Genomic DNA, 17359 nt, shown 5'->3' on the forward strand with positions numbered 1-17359 from the left:
GGGCTCCTGCGCGGGTCACTCGCCTGCCTGGGCGGGCAACTCATGCACTGGATCGGGCAGTTCGCGCGCCTGAGTGGGCGACTCGCGTGCTGGAGCGGGGGACTCGCGCTGGTGCTGTTGATGGGCTACCGGCGGTAGATGGTCAGCGCGCGAGAGCGGGAGCGGAACCGGAACCGTCGGCCCAGCGGGCCTACTTCGCCGTCGGTGGCGACGCGGCGGTTGCCGTCGAGGATCTCCACGTCGAGCTCTGGTAGGTCGTACTGCCGGTACACGTGGCTGGCGTCGAGGGTCTTGGTGATGGCGGCGAGTACGAACCTGGCGCGGGAGTAGGGCACGTCGGCGCGGAGGTACCGGACGTCGAGCAGGCCGGTGTCCAGTGCCGGCCGGTGCGATGGCCAGAAACCCTTCGGTGAGTAGGTGCCGTTGCCGACGAAGACCATCCAGACCAGTGCTGGTTTGCCGTTGAGCTGGACCTGTAGCGGGCGGGCGCTGCGCAGCATGCGGATCATCGCGATCACGGCCGACGGCCATTTGGGATGCCGTTGCTGGATCTTTTCCCGCAGCCGCACCATTTCCGGGTAGCCGCCCAGGCTCGCGGTGTTGACGAACCAGCGGCTTTGCGTGTCCGCGCCTCCGCTGATCTCCACCTCGCCGAGGTCGATCCCGACGGCGGCGCCCGCTTCGGTGGCCGCGTCGGCGTCGGGCATCGAGCGGACGCCGACATCGCGGGCGAAGTGGTTGAACGTACCGGCGGGGATGAGAGCAAGTGGCAGCCCGGTGTCGGCGGCGATCGACGCGACGGCCGCGACCGTGCCGTCACCGCCTGCGACGGCGAGGGCCTGGACCGTGCCGTGGCGCTTCGCGATCTCCTCGGTCAGTTGTGTGCGGATGTCGAGGCCGCTGTCGGGGTACAGCAGGGTCGCGTCCGGCCACGCGAAGCGCACCTCGTCGGTCGGGTCGAGGTCGGCCTGGCCGGAGCCGGGGTTCACCAGGGCCAGCATGTTCTTGCCGTGGCGCATGAATGGCGCCTCGGCGCGGTGTGCGGTGCGCGCGGGAAGGTCGGGGTGCAGCGGCCACCAGTGCTGGGTGGCGAGTGCCGACGCGACGCCGATCAGCGCGCCGACACCCACATCGCTGGGCCAGTGCACGCCGGTGTGGACGCGGGAGTAGGCGACGGCCGCGCCGAGCGGGGCTAGCGCGAGCCCGGCCTTGGGCGATTCCAGGGCCACGGCGGTCACGAAGGCCGCAGCGGACGCCGCATGTCCGGACGGAAACGAGGAGGACGTCGGGCGCTTCACCAGGCGGCGGTGCTCCGGAACCGCCTTCGCCGCGGGGCGCCTGCGGGGGAAGAGCGGCTTGCCGATGAGGTTCGCGGTCGCGCTCGCTCCGGCGATCGCTGCGACGCCGCGTAGCGCGCCCCGGCGTGTCGGGCCTTTGCGGGCGCTCAGGATCGCCGCGGCGGTCCACCAGACGCGGCCCTTGTTCGCGGAGCGGGACAGCGCGATGAGGATGCGGTCGGCCGGGGTGGGCGGAAGCGCGGCGCTGCGTGCCATGAGGCGCCGGTCGGTTGCGCCGACCCGGCGGAGCCGCGAGGTGAGGTGAGCGAGCACGGTCTCCAAAGGTACCGAGACCATCTCGGCGCCGATTCATTCACCGTACCGGGGTGGTTAGCGCCTACCCTGGAAGGATGCAGCGGCGGATCTTTGGGATCGAAACCGAGTTCGGTGTCACCTGCACCTTCCATGGGCAGCGCAGGTTGTCGCCGGACGAGGTCGCGCGGTACCTCTTCCGGCGAGTGGTGTCGTGGGGTCGGTCCTCGAATGTGTTCCTGTCCAACGGTTCCCGGCTCTATCTCGACGTCGGTTCGCATCCGGAGTACGCGACTGCCGAGTGTGACGACCTCACCCAGCTCGTGACCCACGACAAGGCCGGTGAACGGATTCTCGAGGACCTCCTCGTCGATGCCGAGCGCAGGCTGGCCGATGAGGGCATCGGCGGCGACATCTTCCTGTTCAAGAACAACACCGACTCGGCTGGCAACTCCTACGGTTGCCACGAGAACTACCTCGTGACGCGGGCGGGGGAGTTCTCCCGGATCGCGGATGTGTTGTTGCCGTTCCTGGTGACACGCCAGCTGATCTGCGGCGCTGGCAAGGTGCTGCAGACGCCCCGTGGTGCCGTGTACTGCCTTTCGCAGCGCGCCGAGCACATCTGGGAGGGCGTGTCGAGCGCGACGACCCGGTCGCGGCCGATCATCAATACGCGGGACGAGCCGCACGCCGACGCGGAGCGGTATCGCAGGCTGCACGTCATCGTCGGCGACTCCAACATGGCGGAGCCGACGACCTTGCTGAAGGTGGGTTCGGCCAACCTGGTCCTGGAGATGATCGAGCACGGAGTGCAGTTCCGCGACTTCACGCTCGACAACCCCATCAGGGCGATCCGGGAGATCAGCCACGACCTGTCGGGACGGCGGCAGGTGCGGCTGGCCGGTGGTCGGGAGGCGTCCGCCCTCGAGATCCAGCGTGAGTACTACGCGCGGGCGGCCCAGCATGTCGAGGCCGGCGGCGGCAGTGCCACGGCCGAGCGGGTCCTCGAGTTGTGGGGCCGGGCGCTTGACGCGGTGGAGCAGCAGGACTTCTCCAAGATCGACACCGAGATCGACTGGGCGATCAAACACAGGCTGGTCGAGCGCTACCGGGCCAAGCACAACATGGACCTGTCGGATCCCAGGGTGGCTCAGCTGGACCTGGCCTATCACGACATTCGCCGTGGCCGGGGCGTGTTCGACCTGCTGCAGCGCAAGGGTTTGGTCCGCAGGGTGACCGACGACGGCGAGATCGAGCTGGCAAAGGACACCCCGCCGCAGACGACGCGGGCGAAGCTGCGTGGTGACTTCATTGCCGCCGCCCAGGAGGCCGGGCGTGACTTCACGGTGGACTGGGTGCATCTGAAGCTGAACGACCAGGCGCAGCGGACGGTGCTGTGCAAGGACCCGTTCCGTTCGGTGGACGAGCGGGTGGAGAGGCTGATCAACTCCCTCTAGCACGCGGGGTGTGCTCGCGTTTTCGTACGCACGCACACCCCGCGTGATCTTCATGAGGGAACTCGGTCCTCATCGGGGCGGGTGGTGGCCTCGCTGATGCCGAACCGGCGCTCGTCCCCGCAGGAACGCGGGTGACCACCAGGCCCGGTGGTCCGGATCGCCCGGTCGTGACCGGCCCGTTCGCGCGAAACGCCGCGGAACCGGCCGGACCTGCCGAGTCCTGGGGAGCGCGGGAGCTACTGTTGTCAAGGTGTCCACCGCCCGCGCGGAGCGCCTGGTCAACCTGGTGCTCGCCCTGCTCTCCACTCGGCAGTTCCTGACAGCCGAGCGTATTCGCGGGATCGTGCCCGGATACGCCGACGCGGCCACCGACGAGGCGTTCTCGCGGATGTTCGAGCGGGACAAGAACGAGCTGCGGGAGCTCGGCATCCCGCTGGAGACCGGACGCAACTCGGTGTTCGACTCGGTGGACGGTTATCGCATCGCCCGCCGCGACTACGAGCTCGGCGAGGTGGACCTCGCGCCGGATGAGGCGACTGCCGTCGCGCTGGCGGCGCGGCTGTGGGACTCGCCGGAACTCACCGGGCAGGCCCACGGGGCGTTGGTGAAGCTGAGGGCGGCCGGAGTGGAGGTCGACGAGCACGCCGCGCCGATCGTGGAGCCGAGGGTGCACACCGAGCCCACGTTCGGGCCGTTGCTGGCCGCCGTGCAGCGCGGGCAGGTCGTGCGTTTCGACTACCGGCGCTCGGACTCGCCGGAACGGCGACTGCGAACACTGGAACCCTGGGGCGTGGTGTCCTGGCGTGCTCGCTGGTACGTCGTGGGCCACGACCGCGACCGCGACGCGCCCCGGTGCTTCCGGCTGTCGCGGATCATCGGTGACATTCGCACCGTCGGCAGGCCCGGCGCCGTCCGGCGGCCGCCGGAGGTCAACCTGCTGGAGTTCGTCGCGGGCACGTCCGGCGGGCATGACTCGGCACCCGCCATGACGGCGCGGTTGTGGCTGGCCGCCGGCCGCGCGGCCGGCATACGCAGGCACGGCAAGGTCATCGGCCGGATGAGTGTCGGCGACGACGAGGGCGACCTCGTCGAGGTGGACCTGTACTTCCCGGAGAGCGCGGCGGACTGGGTCGCCGGTCATGGGCCGGATGTGCTCGTGCTGGAACCGGATGTGCTGGCCAAGTCCGTGCGCGACCGGCTGGAACGTGTGGCGCTGGGGGATGGGCGATGAGCGGTTCGACCGAACGGTTGCCACGGCTGCTCGCGCTCGTGCCGTACCTGCTGGCCCGGCCCGGCATCAAGATCGACCAGGCCGCACAGGACTTCGACGTCAGCGCCAGGCAGCTGCGCAAGGATCTCGAGCTGCTGTGGATGTGCGGCCTGCCGGGGTACGGGCCGGGCGACCTGATCGACCTGTCGTTCGACGAGGACACCGTGTCGGTCACCTACGACGCCGGAATGCGCAGGCCACTGCGCCTGACGGGCGGTGAGGCCAGTGCGCTGCTGATCGCACTGCGGGCGCTTGCCGAGACTCCCGGGGTCGTCGATACCGACGCCGTGCACCGGGCCATCGCCAAGATCGAGGCCGCGGCAGGTGATGCGCGGCCTGCCGGTGTGGTGGTCGGCATGGGTGTGCGCGAGCGGGCGGCGACCGCGCGGACCCGTGAGGTCGTGCGGCAGGCGTTGCAGGAGGGGCGCGCTCTGCACCTGCGCTACTACACCGCATCGAAGGACCTGGTCACCGAGCGCACTGTCGATCCGATGCGCCTGCTGATCGTCCAGGCGAACAGCTACCTGGAGGCCTGGTGCCGACGGGCGGAGGGAGTGCGCCTGTTCCGGCTGGACCGCGTCGACGAGCTGCGGGTGCTGGACGAACCGGCTGCGCCACCGGCGGATGCGCAGCCGACCGACCTTTCTGCCGGCGTGTTCTCCCCGAAGGCGGACTATCCCGAGGCCGAGCTGGTGCTCGACCCGGACGCACGCTGGGTGGCCGAGTACTACCCGTGCGAGGAGCTGGCCGAGCTCGACGGCGGGCGGCTACGGGTGCGCATGCGGTACGGCGACGAGTCGTGGATGGTGCGGCTCGTCCTCGGGCTCGGCGACCGCGCGCGGGTCGAGCGCCCCGCAGCGCTGGCGCAAGCTGTTCGACGCCGGGCGGCCGACGCACTGGCGCGGGCGCGTCATCTCCCGGTCACCTTGGGCCAGTAAGCTACCCGCGTGTTCTACGTGCTGAGCGGAGCGCTCGTCGCGCTCGGGATCCTCGTGCTCGGCGTCCTCATCGTCCGGCTGATCCGCCTCTTGCACCGTTGTGCCCGTACGGCGAGCATGGTCTCGGCGAGTACGCATGACCAGGTCGGGCTGCTGCGGGCGCGGTCAGCGGCGGTCCGGGTCGCGATTGAGCAACGGCGACATCGCTCGTGCACAGAAGCCGTATGAGCCAGTACGATCAGTTTTGAGCGAGTAAGGGAGGCCACTGATGGGTGCACTGCAGCCGTGGCACTTGATCATCTTGGTCCTGCTTGTGGTTTTGCTGTTCGGCGCCAAGCGGCTTCCGGATGCCGCCAGGTCGATCGGCAAGTCCATGAAGATCTTCAAGGCCGAGACCAAGGACATGCGGGAGTCGGGCGACGCCGACACAACGACGGCCGAGGTCGAGACCCGGCAGCTGCCCGCCTCGACCGCGCCGGTTCAGGACAGCAAGGACCAGCAGCTGGCGGAGTTGCAGCGGCAGATCGACGATCTGAAGAAGCAGCAGGCGCCCGCCGTCGCCGACCAGGTCCACAGGAACGTCAGCTGACCTGATCGACTGACGAGAACGGAAGCTCTCCGTGGCGGACTCCTCCGACAAGCGCGAAGGCCGCCAGAGCAAGCGGCGGACACGAAGCCGTCGGCACAACCCCGACGGCACGATGACGCTCATCGAGCACATCTACGAGTTCCGTCGCCGCCTCGGCTACGCGCTGCTGGCAATTGTCGCCGGTGGCATCCTCGGTTTCCTCTGGTTCAGCAACCGGGTCGGTCCGATCCCGTCGCTCGGTGACATCGTCACCGGCCCCTACTGCGCGATCCCGCCTGAGCAGCGGTTCCCCAAGGAAGGGCCATGCCAGCTGCTGCAGACGGTGCCGTTCGAAGCCTTCATGATCCAGCTGAGGGTGGGCCTCACGGCAGGTGCGGTCATGTTCGCGCCCGTGTGGCTGTATCAGCTGTGGGCGTTCATCGCACCCGGCCTGTACTCGAAGGAGCGCAAGTACGCGCTCACCTTCGTCGGTTTCGCGAGTGTGCTCTTCGCCGGTGGCGCACTTCTCGCGTACCTGATGGTGCCGCACGCACTGGAACTGCTGACCAGCTTCGGCGGCGGCGAGTTCGCGACCTGGTTCACCGGTGACAGGTACATCTCGTTCGTGCTGTCGCTGCTGCTCATCTTCGGGGTGAGTTTCGAACTGCCGCTGCTGATCGTCATGCTCAACCGGGTCGGCGTCGTGCGGTACGAGATGCTGAAGAAATGGCGGCGCGGGATCATCTTCCTGCTGTTCGTGTTCGCCGCGTTCGTGACGCCGGCGGACCCGTTCTCCATGATCGCGCTCGCCGGTGCACTGACAGTGCTGTTCGAGTTCGCGCTGCAGCTCACCCGGCTGCACGACCGCAAACTGGACCGTCGGCGCGCGGACGAGGGGTGGGACAAGCTCGCCGACGACGAAGCGGCCCCGTTCAACTACACGCCCAGCACCGCTGACGAAGAACCCCCTGCCAGGCCGAGCGCCGCAGCGAACACCGACGACATCACCTGACACCTCCCATGGGACTGCGTGCGGCGCTGGCCGTACATCCCGGCTCCGGCAGAGGCGCGGCGGCCCGCATCGCGGGTACCGTCGCGCCTTTGCTGCGTGAGCACGTCGATCGGCTCGACATCCTCGCCACTGCCTTGACCCGGTCGCAGGTCGCCGGTGTGGACGTGCTCGTGGTGCTCGGCGGAGACGGGGCGGTCCACCAGGCGGTGCAGTGCTGCGCGGGCAGCGGGGTCGCGCTCGGGGTGGTGCCTGCCGGAACCGGCAACGACTTCGCCCGCGCACTGGGTGTGCCCGCCGACTCCCGCGCCGCGGTGGACGCCATCGTCGCTGCCCTTCGGGACAACCGTCGCCGGCGGATCGATCTCGGCAGGGCAGGCGACACCTGGTTCGGCACCGTGCTGTGCGCGGGTTTCGACGCCGCGGTCAACGAGCGGGCCAACCGGCTGCGCTGGCCGACCGGGCCGCGCCGGTACGACCTGGCGATACTGGCCGAGCTCGCTGCGTTCCGTGCACGCCCGCTCACGGTGGACACCGAGGGCGGGCGGGTGGAGCTGGCCGCCACGCTCGTCGCGATCGGCAACACCGGGTACTACGGCGGAGGCGTGCCGATCTGTCCTGGCGCCGAGCCCGACGACGGCATGCTCGACGTGACGATCGTCGGCCGGGTGTCCCGCTGGGAGCTGTTACGGATGCTGCCGAACCTGCGTCGCGGCCGGCATCTGGACCATCCCGCCGTCACCACGCTGCGCGCCCGCGATGTCCGGCTGAGCGGCAACGACTGGCCTGTCTACGCCGACGGAGAGCCGCTCGGCGTGATACCGATGGAGATCACCTGCGTATCCGGCGCGCTGACCGTGCTGGCGTAGCAGCCTGGGGAAACGATGGCGACTGCGCGACTCGGACCGGCATATGGGCGGCTGTGGTCGGCGACCGCGCTGGCGAACCTCGGTGACGGCATCCGGAACGCGGCGCTGCCGCTGCTCGCCGCCGCGTTGACCACCGATCCGGTGCTCGTGGCCGGTGTCGCCGTCGCGGCGAACCTGCCGTGGCTGGTGTGCGGGCTCCTCGCAGGCGCGGTGGTCGACCGAGTGGACCGCCGCAAGCTCATCGTCGTGACCGACCTGGCGCGGATCACCCTGCTCGCCACGCTCATCGTCTCGGTCGCGCTCGATGCGGCCGCCCTGCCGCTGCTGTACGTCACGGCGTTCGCCTGCGGCATCGGCGAGACACTGCGTGACACCGCCGCCAGCACGCTGGTCCCGCAGCTGGTGCCGTCTGCCGAGTTCGACCGCGCCAACGGCAGGCTGGTCAACGCCGAGGTCGCGGGCAACGAGCTCATCGGCCCGCCGCTCGGGGGCTATCTCTTCGGTGTGGCCATGGTGCTGCCCTTCGCGGTCAACAACGGGGCCCTCGCGGTGGCGGTCGTGCTGATCCTTGCGCTGCCGGGTGCGCTCACGCCGGTTCCAGCGCACAGCCGCTCGACCCTGCGTGCCGATATCGCCGCCGGCGTGCGGTGGCTTGCCCGGCACCGGCAGCTGCGGGCCGTGACGGCGTTGGGTGCTGTGCTGACCCTGACCGACGGCGCGTGGTTCGCCATCCTCGTCCTCTACGTGACCGAGGTCCTCGGCCTGCCCTCCGCCGCATACGGGCTGCTGTTGGCCGCCGGCGCGGTCGGCGGGCTGGCCGGAGGTGGGCTCGCGGCGTGGGTGTTGCGCCACACCGGCACGGCGGTCACCCTGATCGGCACCCTCGTGCTGGCGGCCGCTGCGCAGGCCGCCATGGGACTCACCACGGCGCCGGTCGTCACCGGGCTGGCGCTCGCGGCGGGCAGCTTCGCGTTCGGTGTGTGGAACGTCGGCGCGGTGACCCTGCGCCAGCGGGTCACCGCGCCCGAGCTGCTGGGCCGGGTCACCAGCGCGTACCGCACCGTCGCCATGGGCGCGGTACCGGTGGGAGCGTTGCTCGGCGGGCTGCTCGCGGACGCCCACGGCCTGCGCGCGCCCCTGCTCGCCGGGGTGCCCCTGTTGCTCGTCGCGGCCGCCCTCGGTGCCCGGTCGTTGCGTGCCGCAGGGTAGCCCGACACGCTGCGAGGCGAGATCGGCTGGGCGCCTGCGCTCGCCGCGCGGGATGTGAAACCCTGGCGCCGTGGACTCAGCCACTTCCCCCAGCCCGGCCGAGGCCTACACGGCGGCGCGGCGCCGCGGTAGGTATCCGCAACTGGCCCGTTTCGCCGCTGAGGTCTCGTTCGAGTTCGACGACTTCCAACTACGCGGCTGCGAGGCCCTCGAGGACGGGCACGGTGTCCTCGTGTGCGCGCCGACCGGCGCGGGCAAGACGGTCGTCGGCGAGTTCGCCGTCCACCTCGCGCTGGGCGAGGGGCGCAAGTGCTTCTACACGACCCCCATCAAGGCGCTGTCGAACCAGAAGTACGCCGACCTCACCGCACGCTACGGCCAGGACACCGTCGGCCTGCTCACCGGTGACACCGCGATCAACGGCAACGCCCAGATCGTCGTGATGACCACCGAGGTGCTCCGCAACATGCTGTACGCGGGGTCGTCGACGCTCAAGGACCTCGGCTACGTGGTGATGGACGAGATCCACTACCTCGCCGACCGTTTCCGTGGCGCCGTCTGGGAGGAAGTGATCCTCCACCTGCCCGAGTACGTGCGGGTGGTGGGCCTTTCGGCCACTGTGAGCAACGCCGAGGAGTTCGGCGACTGGCTGGTCACGGTGCGCGGCGACACCACCGTCGTCGTCGACGAGCACCGCCCGGTGCCGCTGTGGCAGCACATGCTCGTCGGCAACCGGCTACTCGACCTCTTCGGCGGGGAGGACAGCGGCAGCGAGGTGAAGATCAACCCGCAGCTGTTGCGCACGGCCGAGGACGCCGCGCGGATGCACGCGCCTGCCGGGCTCCGCGGGCCACGCGGGCGCCGTGGTCAGCCGCCGCGCGCACCGCGATACCGGCCACCGTCGCGCGCCGGGATGCTGGAGCGGCTGGACCGCGCCGGCCTGCTGCCCGCGATCGTGTTCATCTTCTCCCGCGCCGGTTGCGACGCCGCTGTCGCGCAGTGCCTGCATGCGGGGCTGCGGCTCAACACCCCCGAGGAGACGGCGGAGGTGCGCCGGATCGTCGACGAGCGCACCGCCGAACTGCCCGAGAGCGACCTCGGCGTGCTCGGCTACTGGGAGTGGCGCGAGGGCCTCGAACAGGGCATCGCCGCGCACCACGCGGGCCTGCTGCCGACGTTCAAGGAGACCGTCGAGGAGTTGTTCGTCCGCGGCCTGGTGAAGGTCGTCTTCGCCACCGAGACGCTCGCACTGGGCATCAACATGCCCGCGCGCACCGTGCTGCTCGAGCGGCTCGTGAAGTACAACGGGGAAGCGCATGTCGACCTCACGCCCGGCGAGTACACACAGCTCACCGGGCGGGCGGGGCGCCGGGGCATCGACATCGAGGGCCACGCCGTCGTGCTCTGGCAGCCGGGTGTCGATCCGCGGCAGGTCGCCGGGCTCGCCTCGACCCGGACCTACCCGTTGCGCTCGTCGTTCCGCCCCGGCTACAACATGGCGATCAACCTGGTCGGCCAGTTCGGCGCCGAGGAGGCCCGCGAACTGCTGGAGCAGTCCTTCGCCCAGTTCCAGGCGGACCGGTCGGTGGTCGGTCTCGCGCGGCGCATCGAGCGCAACAACGAGGCACTCGCCGGCTATGCGGAGGCCGTCACCGGCGACTTCGACGAGATGCTGTCCTATGTGGAGCTTCGCAAGAAGATCTCCGACAGGGAGAAGCTGCTGGCCAAGCAGAACTCCGCCACCCGGCGGGCAGCGACTGCCGAGTCGCTGGAGAAGCTGCGCAAGGGCGATGTGATCTCGGTGCCGGCCGGGCGCCGCGCCGGCCTCGCCGTCGTGGTCGACCCCGGGTTGGACCCGCTGCACGAGCCGCGGCCGGTCGTCGTGACGGAGGACCGGTGGTCCGGTCCACTGTCCGTGGCGGACTTCCCCGCACCGGTGGAACCACTCGGCCACCTCCGACTGCCCAAGCACGTGGAGCTGCGCTCACCCAAGACCCGGCGCGACATCGCCTCGTCGCTGCGCAATGCGGGCATCGCGCGCCCTGGCCGTGAGAAACGGCGCTCGGGCGCCAATGAGGACGGTGAGCTCGCCGCCCTGCGGCATGCGCTGCGCGCGCACCCCTGCCACGGGCTCGCCGACCGGGAGGCCAGCCTGCGCTGGGTCGAGCGCTACCAGCGTCTCGCCGCCGAGACTGCGCAGTTGGAACGCAAGGTCGCCAACACGACGCACTCGTTGGCCAGGGCGTTCGACCGGATCCGCACGCTGCTCACCGAGCGCGGCTACTTCGGCGAGGGCGGCGACGAGGTCACCGAGCACGGCCGGATGCTGTCCCGCCTGTACAGCGAGTCGGACCTGCTCGCCGCCGAATGCATCCGCAACGGTGTCTGGAACGGCCTGACGCCGCCCGAGCTGGCCGCTGTGGTGTCCGCGCTGGTCTACGAGGCGCGCCGGGACGCGGCCGCCGAGCCACGGCTGCCCTCCGGTGGGGTGCCGAAGGCATGGCAGGCGACGGTACGGCTGTGGAGCGAGCTCGTCGAGGACGAACGGCGGCACAAGCTGGACCGCACCCGCGAGCCGGATGCCGGTTTCGCCTGGCCGGTGTACCGCTGGGCGCGTGGCGAGTCGCTGGAGCGGGTCCTCACCACCGCCGAGGTCAACGGGCAGGAGCTGTCCGCGGGCGATTTCGTCAGGTGGTCGCGGCAGGTCATCGACCTACTCGACCAGATCCGCGACGTCCTCGGCCGCGAGCACCAGGTGGGAGCCGTGGCGGCGAAGGCCGTCAAGGCGCTGCGCCGTGGTGTCGTCGCCGCCGGCGAGGTCTGACGCGGTTTCCGGCCGCCCTTCGGGTGTGCCGGTGGGCGCTCTGTGGTTTGATCGCGCACGACGCTGTGGCAACGACTCACTAGGTGGACTGGCGGAGGCAACACGATGAGCACGCCGTACGGAGGCAACGACCCTCAGCAGTGGGGCCAGCAACCGCCGTCGGGCCCCCAGTCGGGAGGCTTTCCGAGCCAGGGCGGGTACGGGCAGCAGCCCGGGTATGGCCAGCAACAGCAACCCTATGGTCAGCAGCAGCCTGGCTACGGTCAGCAACCGGGATACGGGCAACCGCAGTACGGCCAACAACCCGGTTACGGACAGCAACAGCCGCAGTATGGTCAGCAACAGCCCGGATACGGGCAACCGCAGTACGGTCAGCAGCCTGGCTATGGCCAGCAAGGCCAGTACGGCCAGCAGCCCGGCGGGTTCGGAGCTCCGGCGAAGAAGCCAGGAAAGGGGCTGTGGTTCGGCATCGGTGGCCTGGTGCTGGTCGTCGCGGCAGTCGCCGTCGTGCTGTTCTGGATTCCCGGTGTGCTCGTGACCAAGGTGTTCGACAACCAGACGATGCAGCGCGACATCCAGCAGGTCCTCACCGACAGCTACGGCGTGGAGAACGTCGAGAGCGTGAGCTGCCCTGCCGACCAGGAGGTCACGGCGGGCAACACCTTCCAGTGCACGGTCCGGGTCGGCGGCCAAGAACAGAGCGTGACCATCACCGTCAAGAGCGAGGACGGTCACTACGAGGTCGGCCAGCTGCAGGCCGGACAGTAAAACCGGTGGCAGGCGGCGCACCGGGTCGGTCAGCATCTGCAGACATGACCGATCACCAGACCCGGGTGCTGCGCGAGGACGAGCTGCGCGCCGCCAACACGCTGTTCCGCGCAGCACTGCACGTCAAGGCTTCCAGCGACGAGGAATGGGAGCGCACGCGCGGCGGATACCAGCCCGGCCGCGCGCTCGGCGTTTTCGATGACGAGCTGATCGGCACCGCGCGGTCGACCGACTCCGAGCTGACCGTGCCCGGGGGTGGGCAGGTGCCACTCGCCGCGGTCACCGGTGTGGGCGTGCGTGCCGACCGCACCCGGCGCGGCGTGCTCACCGAACTCATGCGGACCCAGTTCGCCGACTTCGCCGATCGTGGTGTCGTGGCGGCGAACCTGTTCGCCAGCGAAGGCGCGATCTACGGCCGGTTCGGCTACGGCGTGGCCACACTGTCCCGCTCCTACACGGTGACGCCGCGCCTTGCCCGACTGCGGCCAGAGGTGTTCGCCGGTGGTGAGGTGGAACTGATCGGTCTCGAGCCGGGTCTGGACCAGCTGCCGGAGCACTACGCCAGGATGACCAAACGTCCCGGCATGATGGCGCGCGCGTCGTACTGGTGGACCGTGCTGAGCATGACGCTGCGCCGCGGCGAGGAACCAGTGACCATCGCTGTGCACCACGGTCCGCACGAGGTCGACGGTTTCGCGATCTACCGTGTCAAGCGCACGCCTGGCGGGGGGCCCAGTGTGCTGCAGATCGAGGACATGCATGCCGGCAACGCGGACGCCTTCGCCGGCCTGTGGCGCTTCCTGCTCGGGGTGGACCTGATCGACGAGATCCAGGCCGATTCCCGCCCGCTGGACGAGCCCATCGAGCTGCTGTTCACGGATCCGCGCGCCTGCCGGGTGACCGAGAGCGGTGACGAGACGTGGTTGCGGCTGCTCGACGTCCCGGCCGCACTGGCTGCTCGCGGTCACGCTGAGGACGGCGATCCGCTGGTGGTCGAGGTCGCCGACCCTGTGCTCGGGCACAACTCGGGCCGGTACCTGGTGACCCCGGACGAGGTGCGCCGCACCGACGAGCAGGCGGCCCTGCGACTGGGAGTCGACGCGCTGGCAATGGTGTACCTGGGCGGTTGGCGACCGTCGGTGCTGGCGCAGGCGGGGCGGGTCCAGGTGGCAGGGGAGCGGACCGCGTACGCCGCTGACAGGCTGTTCGGTGCGCGCACGACGCCCTGGTGCGGTACGTTCTTCTGACCTGTGAACGATCAACTTCGGGGTGTCCGGTCTTGCGGGTACGCACTGTGCTTTTGGTGATGTTGTTGGGCGCCGGGCTGTCGCTCGCCGCGTGCGGCGGCGACGAGCCCGCCGCGCCGCAGGATTCGCTGTCGTCGTCGAGATCGCCAGCGTCGTCGACGGCCGAGACGGAGCCGGGCAGCCAGCCCGTCAGCACTACCACGAGCCTGCTCCCGGTGCCAAAACTGTTCGACGCGGAGTCGATGCAGGCGTCGGTCCAGCAGATCCTCACCGAGAGCTACCGCATCGAGGGTGTGGAGAGTGTCACCTGCCCCGCGGACCAGCCCGTCGAGCCGGGCCTGACGTTCGAGTGCACCGCACAGATCGCAGGCGACGCGACACCCGTCCCGATCACTGTGCAGGACGGCCAGGGCCACTACGAGGTCGGCTACCCGCAGTGAGCCCTGGTGTCAGCCGGCGGCCCGGGTTTCCAGGGCGCTGAGCAGGCGCGTCACCGAGTTGCCCAGGTTCCATCGCTGCGCCAACTCGGCCACGCGATCCGGGTCGACCGCCGCAGCAGGCACGCTGTCGGGGCCGGACATCACCACCGGTGCGTCCGGCGCCACGCGCACGACGAGTGGCGCCACGGCCAGGTAGTCCGCCGCGTCGTTGAGCCGGGTCCGGACACGCACCGGGAGGTCCGGGCTCTCCGCGCGGGCGGCGGCCACCAGTGCTTGCAGGGAGCCGAACTGCGTGATCAGCTTGGCCGCCGTCTTCTCGCCGATGCCGGCCACCCCGGGCAGCCCGTCGGACGGGTCACCACGCAGCATCGACATCTCCGCGTAGGCAGGGCCGGCGTGCTCGGCGGGCACGCCGTAGCGGGCGCCGACTTCCGCAGGGCCCAGTACCTCGGCCTTCGCCCAGCCCTTGCCGACATAGATCACCGACGCCGGCGTCGGCTCCGCGCGCACCAGCTGGAACAGGTCACGATCGCCGGTGATCACCTCGACCGGGTCGCTGGTCTCCCGCGCCACGAGGGTGCCGATCACGTCGTCGGCCTCGAACCCCGACGCCTCGGCGGTCGCCAGCCCGACCGCGTCCAGCAGCTCCAGGATGATCGGCACCTGCGGTGTGAGCGTGTCGGGTACCTCTTCGACATCCGGTCCGGTGTCGGCGACTTCCGCGACGCGGTGCGCCTTGTAGCTCGGCAGCGCATCGACCCGGAACTGCGGCCGCCAGTCGGCGTCGAGGCAGGCGACCAGCCGGGCAGGCCGCCGGTCGGTGATGATGCGGGCGATCGTGTCCGTGAAGCCGCGGACCGCGTTGACCGGCGTGCCGTCGGGCGCGGTCATGGTGTCCGGCAGGGCGAAGAACGAGCGGAAGTACAGGCTCGCCGCGTCGAGCAGCGCCAGGGGAGCGGTGGTCACTGGCACAGCGTGCCATGCGCGCTCCGGCACCGGTGCCCAGACTAGGCTCACCGGTATGTCGCGCCGACCGCTGCACACGTCCTCCCCGCCCGCCGCCAGCCTCCGCGCCCGTCTCGACCGGGCCCGCGTTGCGGCCGCCGACGCGAACACCGACGCGCTGCTGATCGCGCCTGGTTCGGACCTGCGCTACCTCATCGGGCAGGCGGGCGGCTCGTTCGAACGACTCACCACGCTCGTGGTCCAGGCAGGCGACGCGCCGGCGCGGCTGGTGGTGCCGAAGCTGGAGACTCCGGGCTACGCCGGGGTGCCCACTGGGGAACTGGGCATCGAGGTGGTGCCGTGGGTCGATGGTGATGATCCCTACCGGCTCGTCGCGGATTGCCTCGGCACGCCGGGACGCGTCGCGGTGAGCGACACGATGGCCGCGCTGCACGTGCTGGCGCTGCGCGCGGCGCTGGCCGGTGCCGAGCAGACCCTGGCCGGTCCGGTGCTGCGCGAGCTGCGGATGCGCAAGGATGCCACCGAGATCGCGGCGCTGCGCAGGGCGGCCGAGGCGATCGACCGAGTGCACGCGCGGATGGGCGAATGGCTGCGCGCCGGCAGGACCGAGGCCGAGGTCGGCACCGACATCGCCGCGGCGATCGTCGAGGAAGGCCACACGCAGGCCGACTTCGTCATCGTGGGCTCCGGCCCCAACGGCGCGAGCCCGCACCACGATGTCTCCGACCGGGTGATCGAGCAGGGTGACGTCGTGGTCGTGGACATCGGCGGGCCCATCGCCGAGGGCTACAACTCCGACTCCACGCGCACCTACTCGATCGGGCAGCCACGGGAGCGCGACGTCATCGAGTCCTACGCGGTGCTCCAGCGCGCGCAGCACGCCGCTGTGGAGGCCGCGTGTCCCGGTGCGACCGCACAGGAGGTGGACGCCGCGGCGCGAGACATCATCGCGGCGGCAGGGCTCGGCGAGTTCTTCATCCACCGCACTGGGCACGGCATCGGGCTGGACGTGCACGAGGAGCCCTACATCGTCGGTGGCAACGACCTGCCGCTGGAGCCGGGCATTGCCTTCAGCGTCGAGCCCGGTATCTACCAGCCCGGCCGCTGGGGCGCGCGCATCGAGGACATCGTCGTGGTGACCTCCGACGGCGCCGAGTCGCTGAACACCCGGCCGCACGAGCTGGTCGTGCTGGACTCATGACCGGTTCCGTGCTCGAACCGGTCGACCAGGCGATCGTGCGTGAGCTCGCGGCCGACGGCAGGCGCAGTTTCACCGATCTGGCCGAGCGGGTGGGCTTGTCGGTGTCGGCGGTGCACCAGCGCGTGCGCAGGCTGGAACAGCGCGGCGTCATCCGGGGTTACACCGCGAGGTTGGACGGCGAGCAGATCGGGCTGCCGCTGACCGCGCTGATCTCGCTCACACCGAACGATCCCGCCGCGCCCGACGACTACCCGCAGCGGCTGGAGCACATCAGGGAGATCGAGTCGTGCTACTCCGTGGCCGGCGACGAGTCCTACATCCTGCTCGTGCGGGTCGCCTCACCACTCGGGCTGGAGGATCTGCTGCGCCGTATCCGGGAGGCCGCGAAGGTGTCGACCCGGACCACTGTGGTGTTGTCGACGCCGTTCGAGGGCCGATCGCCGACGCTGTGAGAATGTTCCGGCAAGGAGTACGATAAAAGGTATGGCAACTCGTAAGGTCACCCTGTCGCTCGACGCCGGCGCGCTCGAGTTCGCCGAGCGCGCCGCCAAGGCCCACGGCGTGTCGGTGTCGTCCTGGCTGTCGAAAGCCGCGCGCCGGGAGGCCGTCCGCACCGGTTACCGGCAGGAGGCGGGCGAGTCGGCCGAGACCTCGGCCACGATCGACGAAACCGAGCTCGCGGCGGCGCTGGAGGACCTGCGTGCGCAGGGGTGAGGTCTGGACCTATCAGCCCCCAACCCAACCCATGCAGCCGCGCGCGGTGTTGCTGCTGTCCTCGGACGGCGTGAACGAGTCGGAACGCCCATGGCTGATCGGGACCGAACTGCTCGAAAAGGACCCGCAGGACATCTTGGGGGTCGCCGTCGACGGCCGGTTCTGGGTCTCGACGCTGCACCTCACGCGGATCTACCGGCCATGGCTCGACCAGCGCATCGCCGCCATCGACAACGAGATCCAGGAGCAGATCGACAGCGCCCTCCGCGCCGCACTGGACCTCTAGAAAG

Annotated in this window: 18 protein-coding genes; 16 read left to right on the forward strand and 2 right to left on the reverse strand. The window is 70.2% G+C overall.

Annotated elements, in window-relative coordinates; translation table 11 throughout:
- Positions 1 to 125 precede the first annotated feature (125 nt).
- Positions 126 to 1634 (reverse strand): phosphatase PAP2 family protein, encoded by a 1509-nt coding sequence (locus tag ABZ863_RS03790; protein WP_358530789.1) that lies wholly within the window; start codon positions 1632 to 1634, stop codon positions 126 to 128.
- Positions 1635 to 1687: 53 nt separating this feature from the next.
- Here ABZ863_RS03790 and pafA point away from each other — a divergent pair, with 53 nt between their 5' ends.
- The 12 genes from pafA to ABZ863_RS03850 all read left to right on the forward strand — a co-directional run bounded on the left by pafA (position 1688) and on the right by ABZ863_RS03850 (position 14188).
- Positions 1688 to 3046 (forward strand): Pup--protein ligase, encoded by a 1359-nt coding sequence (gene pafA, locus ABZ863_RS03795; protein ID WP_358530791.1) that lies wholly within the window; start codon positions 1688 to 1690, stop codon positions 3044 to 3046.
- A 250-nt stretch (positions 3047 to 3296) separates the two neighbouring features.
- Entirely contained in the window at positions 3297 to 4277 is a 981-nt protein-coding gene (locus ABZ863_RS03800) for a WYL domain-containing protein (RefSeq protein WP_358530793.1), read from the forward strand.
- Complete coding sequence (locus ABZ863_RS03805) at positions 4274 to 5254, forward strand: WYL domain-containing protein (RefSeq protein WP_358530795.1); 981 nt, start codon at positions 4274 to 4276, stop codon at positions 5252 to 5254. The genes ABZ863_RS03800 and ABZ863_RS03805 overlap by 4 nt, the downstream gene beginning before the upstream one ends.
- Positions 5255 to 5263: 9 nt before the next feature.
- Positions 5264 to 5482 carry a bacteriophage holin gene (locus ABZ863_RS03810; RefSeq protein ID WP_358530797.1) on the forward strand — a complete coding sequence of 73 codons (219 nt, stop codon included), beginning with the start codon at positions 5264 to 5266 and terminating at the stop codon, positions 5480 to 5482.
- Between the two features lie 40 nt (positions 5483 to 5522).
- Positions 5523 to 5843 carry a Sec-independent protein translocase subunit TatA gene (tatA, locus tag ABZ863_RS03815; RefSeq protein ID WP_358530798.1) on the forward strand — a complete coding sequence of 107 codons (321 nt, stop codon included), beginning with the start codon at positions 5523 to 5525 and terminating at the stop codon, positions 5841 to 5843.
- A 31-nt stretch (positions 5844 to 5874) separates the two neighbouring features.
- Positions 5875 to 6834, forward strand: coding sequence for a twin-arginine translocase subunit TatC (gene tatC, locus ABZ863_RS03820; protein ID WP_358530799.1), 960 nt, complete (start codon positions 5875 to 5877; stop codon positions 6832 to 6834).
- 8 nt (positions 6835 to 6842) lie between these two features.
- Complete coding sequence (locus tag ABZ863_RS03825; RefSeq protein ID WP_358530800.1) at positions 6843 to 7700, forward strand: YegS/Rv2252/BmrU family lipid kinase; 858 nt, start codon at positions 6843 to 6845, stop codon at positions 7698 to 7700.
- Between the two features lie 15 nt (positions 7701 to 7715).
- Complete coding sequence (locus ABZ863_RS03830; protein WP_358530802.1) at positions 7716 to 8909, forward strand: MFS transporter; 1194 nt, start codon at positions 7716 to 7718, stop codon at positions 8907 to 8909.
- A 70-nt stretch (positions 8910 to 8979) separates the two neighbouring features.
- Positions 8980 to 11733, forward strand: a complete 2754-nt coding sequence (locus ABZ863_RS03835) for a DEAD/DEAH box helicase (protein WP_358530803.1) — start codon at positions 8980 to 8982, stop codon at positions 11731 to 11733.
- Between the two features lie 105 nt (positions 11734 to 11838).
- A complete protein-coding gene (locus ABZ863_RS03840) occupies positions 11839 to 12501 on the forward strand; it encodes a DUF4333 domain-containing protein (RefSeq protein ID WP_358530805.1) in 663 nt (220 codons plus the stop codon).
- Positions 12502 to 12545: 44 nt separating this feature from the next.
- Entirely contained in the window at positions 12546 to 13748 is a 1203-nt protein-coding gene (locus tag ABZ863_RS03845) for a GNAT family N-acetyltransferase (protein ID WP_358530807.1), read from the forward strand.
- A gap of 59 nt (positions 13749 to 13807) precedes the next feature.
- A complete protein-coding gene (locus ABZ863_RS03850; RefSeq protein ID WP_358531238.1) occupies positions 13808 to 14188 on the forward strand; it encodes a DUF4333 domain-containing protein in 381 nt (126 codons plus the stop codon).
- A 9-nt stretch (positions 14189 to 14197) separates the two neighbouring features.
- Here the strand turns inward: ABZ863_RS03850 and ABZ863_RS03855 are convergent, their stop codons facing one another.
- Entirely contained in the window at positions 14198 to 15154 is a 957-nt protein-coding gene (locus ABZ863_RS03855; RefSeq protein WP_358530808.1) for a 5'-3' exonuclease, read from the reverse strand.
- A gap of 55 nt (positions 15155 to 15209) precedes the next feature.
- Here ABZ863_RS03855 and ABZ863_RS03860 point away from each other — a divergent pair, with 55 nt between their 5' ends.
- The 4 genes from ABZ863_RS03860 to ABZ863_RS03875 are packed head-to-tail and all read left to right on the forward strand — an operon-like array spanning position 15210 to position 17355.
- Positions 15210 to 16355, forward strand: a complete 1146-nt coding sequence (locus ABZ863_RS03860; RefSeq protein ID WP_358530810.1) for a Xaa-Pro peptidase family protein — start codon at positions 15210 to 15212, stop codon at positions 16353 to 16355.
- On the forward strand, positions 16352 to 16807 hold the full coding sequence (locus ABZ863_RS03865) for an Lrp/AsnC family transcriptional regulator (RefSeq protein WP_358530812.1): 456 nt from the start codon (positions 16352 to 16354) through the stop codon (positions 16805 to 16807). Before ABZ863_RS03860 ends, ABZ863_RS03865 begins: the two co-directional genes overlap by 4 nt.
- Positions 16808 to 16838: 31 nt before the next feature.
- Positions 16839 to 17069 (forward strand): hypothetical protein, encoded by a 231-nt coding sequence (locus ABZ863_RS03870; RefSeq protein ID WP_358530814.1) that lies wholly within the window; start codon positions 16839 to 16841, stop codon positions 17067 to 17069.
- Positions 17056 to 17355, forward strand: a complete 300-nt coding sequence (locus tag ABZ863_RS03875; protein WP_358530816.1) for a hypothetical protein — start codon at positions 17056 to 17058, stop codon at positions 17353 to 17355. Before ABZ863_RS03870 ends, ABZ863_RS03875 begins: the two co-directional genes overlap by 14 nt.
- The last annotated feature ends 4 nt before the right edge of the window (positions 17356 to 17359 follow it).

The organism is Saccharomonospora sp. NPDC046836, from assembly GCF_040645195.1.
In the GTDB taxonomy this organism is placed as follows: domain Bacteria; phylum Actinomycetota; class Actinomycetes; order Mycobacteriales; family Pseudonocardiaceae; genus Prauserella_A.

What these genes read in the sequence shown, in the direction of transcription:
- ABZ863_RS03790 (WP_358530789.1), bottom strand. Translation starts at nt 1,634, where the DNA reads ATGGTCTCGGTACCTTTGGAGACCGTGCTCGCTCACCTCACCTCGCGG.
- pafA (WP_358530791.1), top strand. Translation starts at nt 1,688, where the DNA reads ATGCAGCGGCGGATCTTTGGGATCGAAACCGAGTTCGGTGTCACCTGC.
- ABZ863_RS03805 (WP_358530795.1), top strand. Translation starts at nt 4,274, where the DNA reads ATGAGCGGTTCGACCGAACGGTTGCCACGGCTGCTCGCGCTCGTGCCG.
- tatA (WP_358530798.1), top strand. Translation starts at nt 5,523, where the DNA reads ATGGGTGCACTGCAGCCGTGGCACTTGATCATCTTGGTCCTGCTTGTG.
- ABZ863_RS03825 (WP_358530800.1), top strand. Translation starts at nt 6,843, where the DNA reads ATGGGACTGCGTGCGGCGCTGGCCGTACATCCCGGCTCCGGCAGAGGC.
- ABZ863_RS03830 (WP_358530802.1), top strand. Translation starts at nt 7,716, where the DNA reads ATGGCGACTGCGCGACTCGGACCGGCATATGGGCGGCTGTGGTCGGCG.
- ABZ863_RS03840 (WP_358530805.1), top strand. Translation starts at nt 11,839, where the DNA reads ATGAGCACGCCGTACGGAGGCAACGACCCTCAGCAGTGGGGCCAGCAA.
- ABZ863_RS03845 (WP_358530807.1), top strand. Translation starts at nt 12,546, where the DNA reads ATGACCGATCACCAGACCCGGGTGCTGCGCGAGGACGAGCTGCGCGCC.
- ABZ863_RS03850 (WP_358531238.1), top strand. Translation starts at nt 13,808, where the DNA reads ATGTTGTTGGGCGCCGGGCTGTCGCTCGCCGCGTGCGGCGGCGACGAG.
- ABZ863_RS03860 (WP_358530810.1), top strand. Translation starts at nt 15,210, where the DNA reads ATGTCGCGCCGACCGCTGCACACGTCCTCCCCGCCCGCCGCCAGCCTC.
- ABZ863_RS03865 (WP_358530812.1), top strand. Translation starts at nt 16,352, where the DNA reads ATGACCGGTTCCGTGCTCGAACCGGTCGACCAGGCGATCGTGCGTGAG.
- ABZ863_RS03870 (WP_358530814.1), top strand. Translation starts at nt 16,839, where the DNA reads ATGGCAACTCGTAAGGTCACCCTGTCGCTCGACGCCGGCGCGCTCGAG.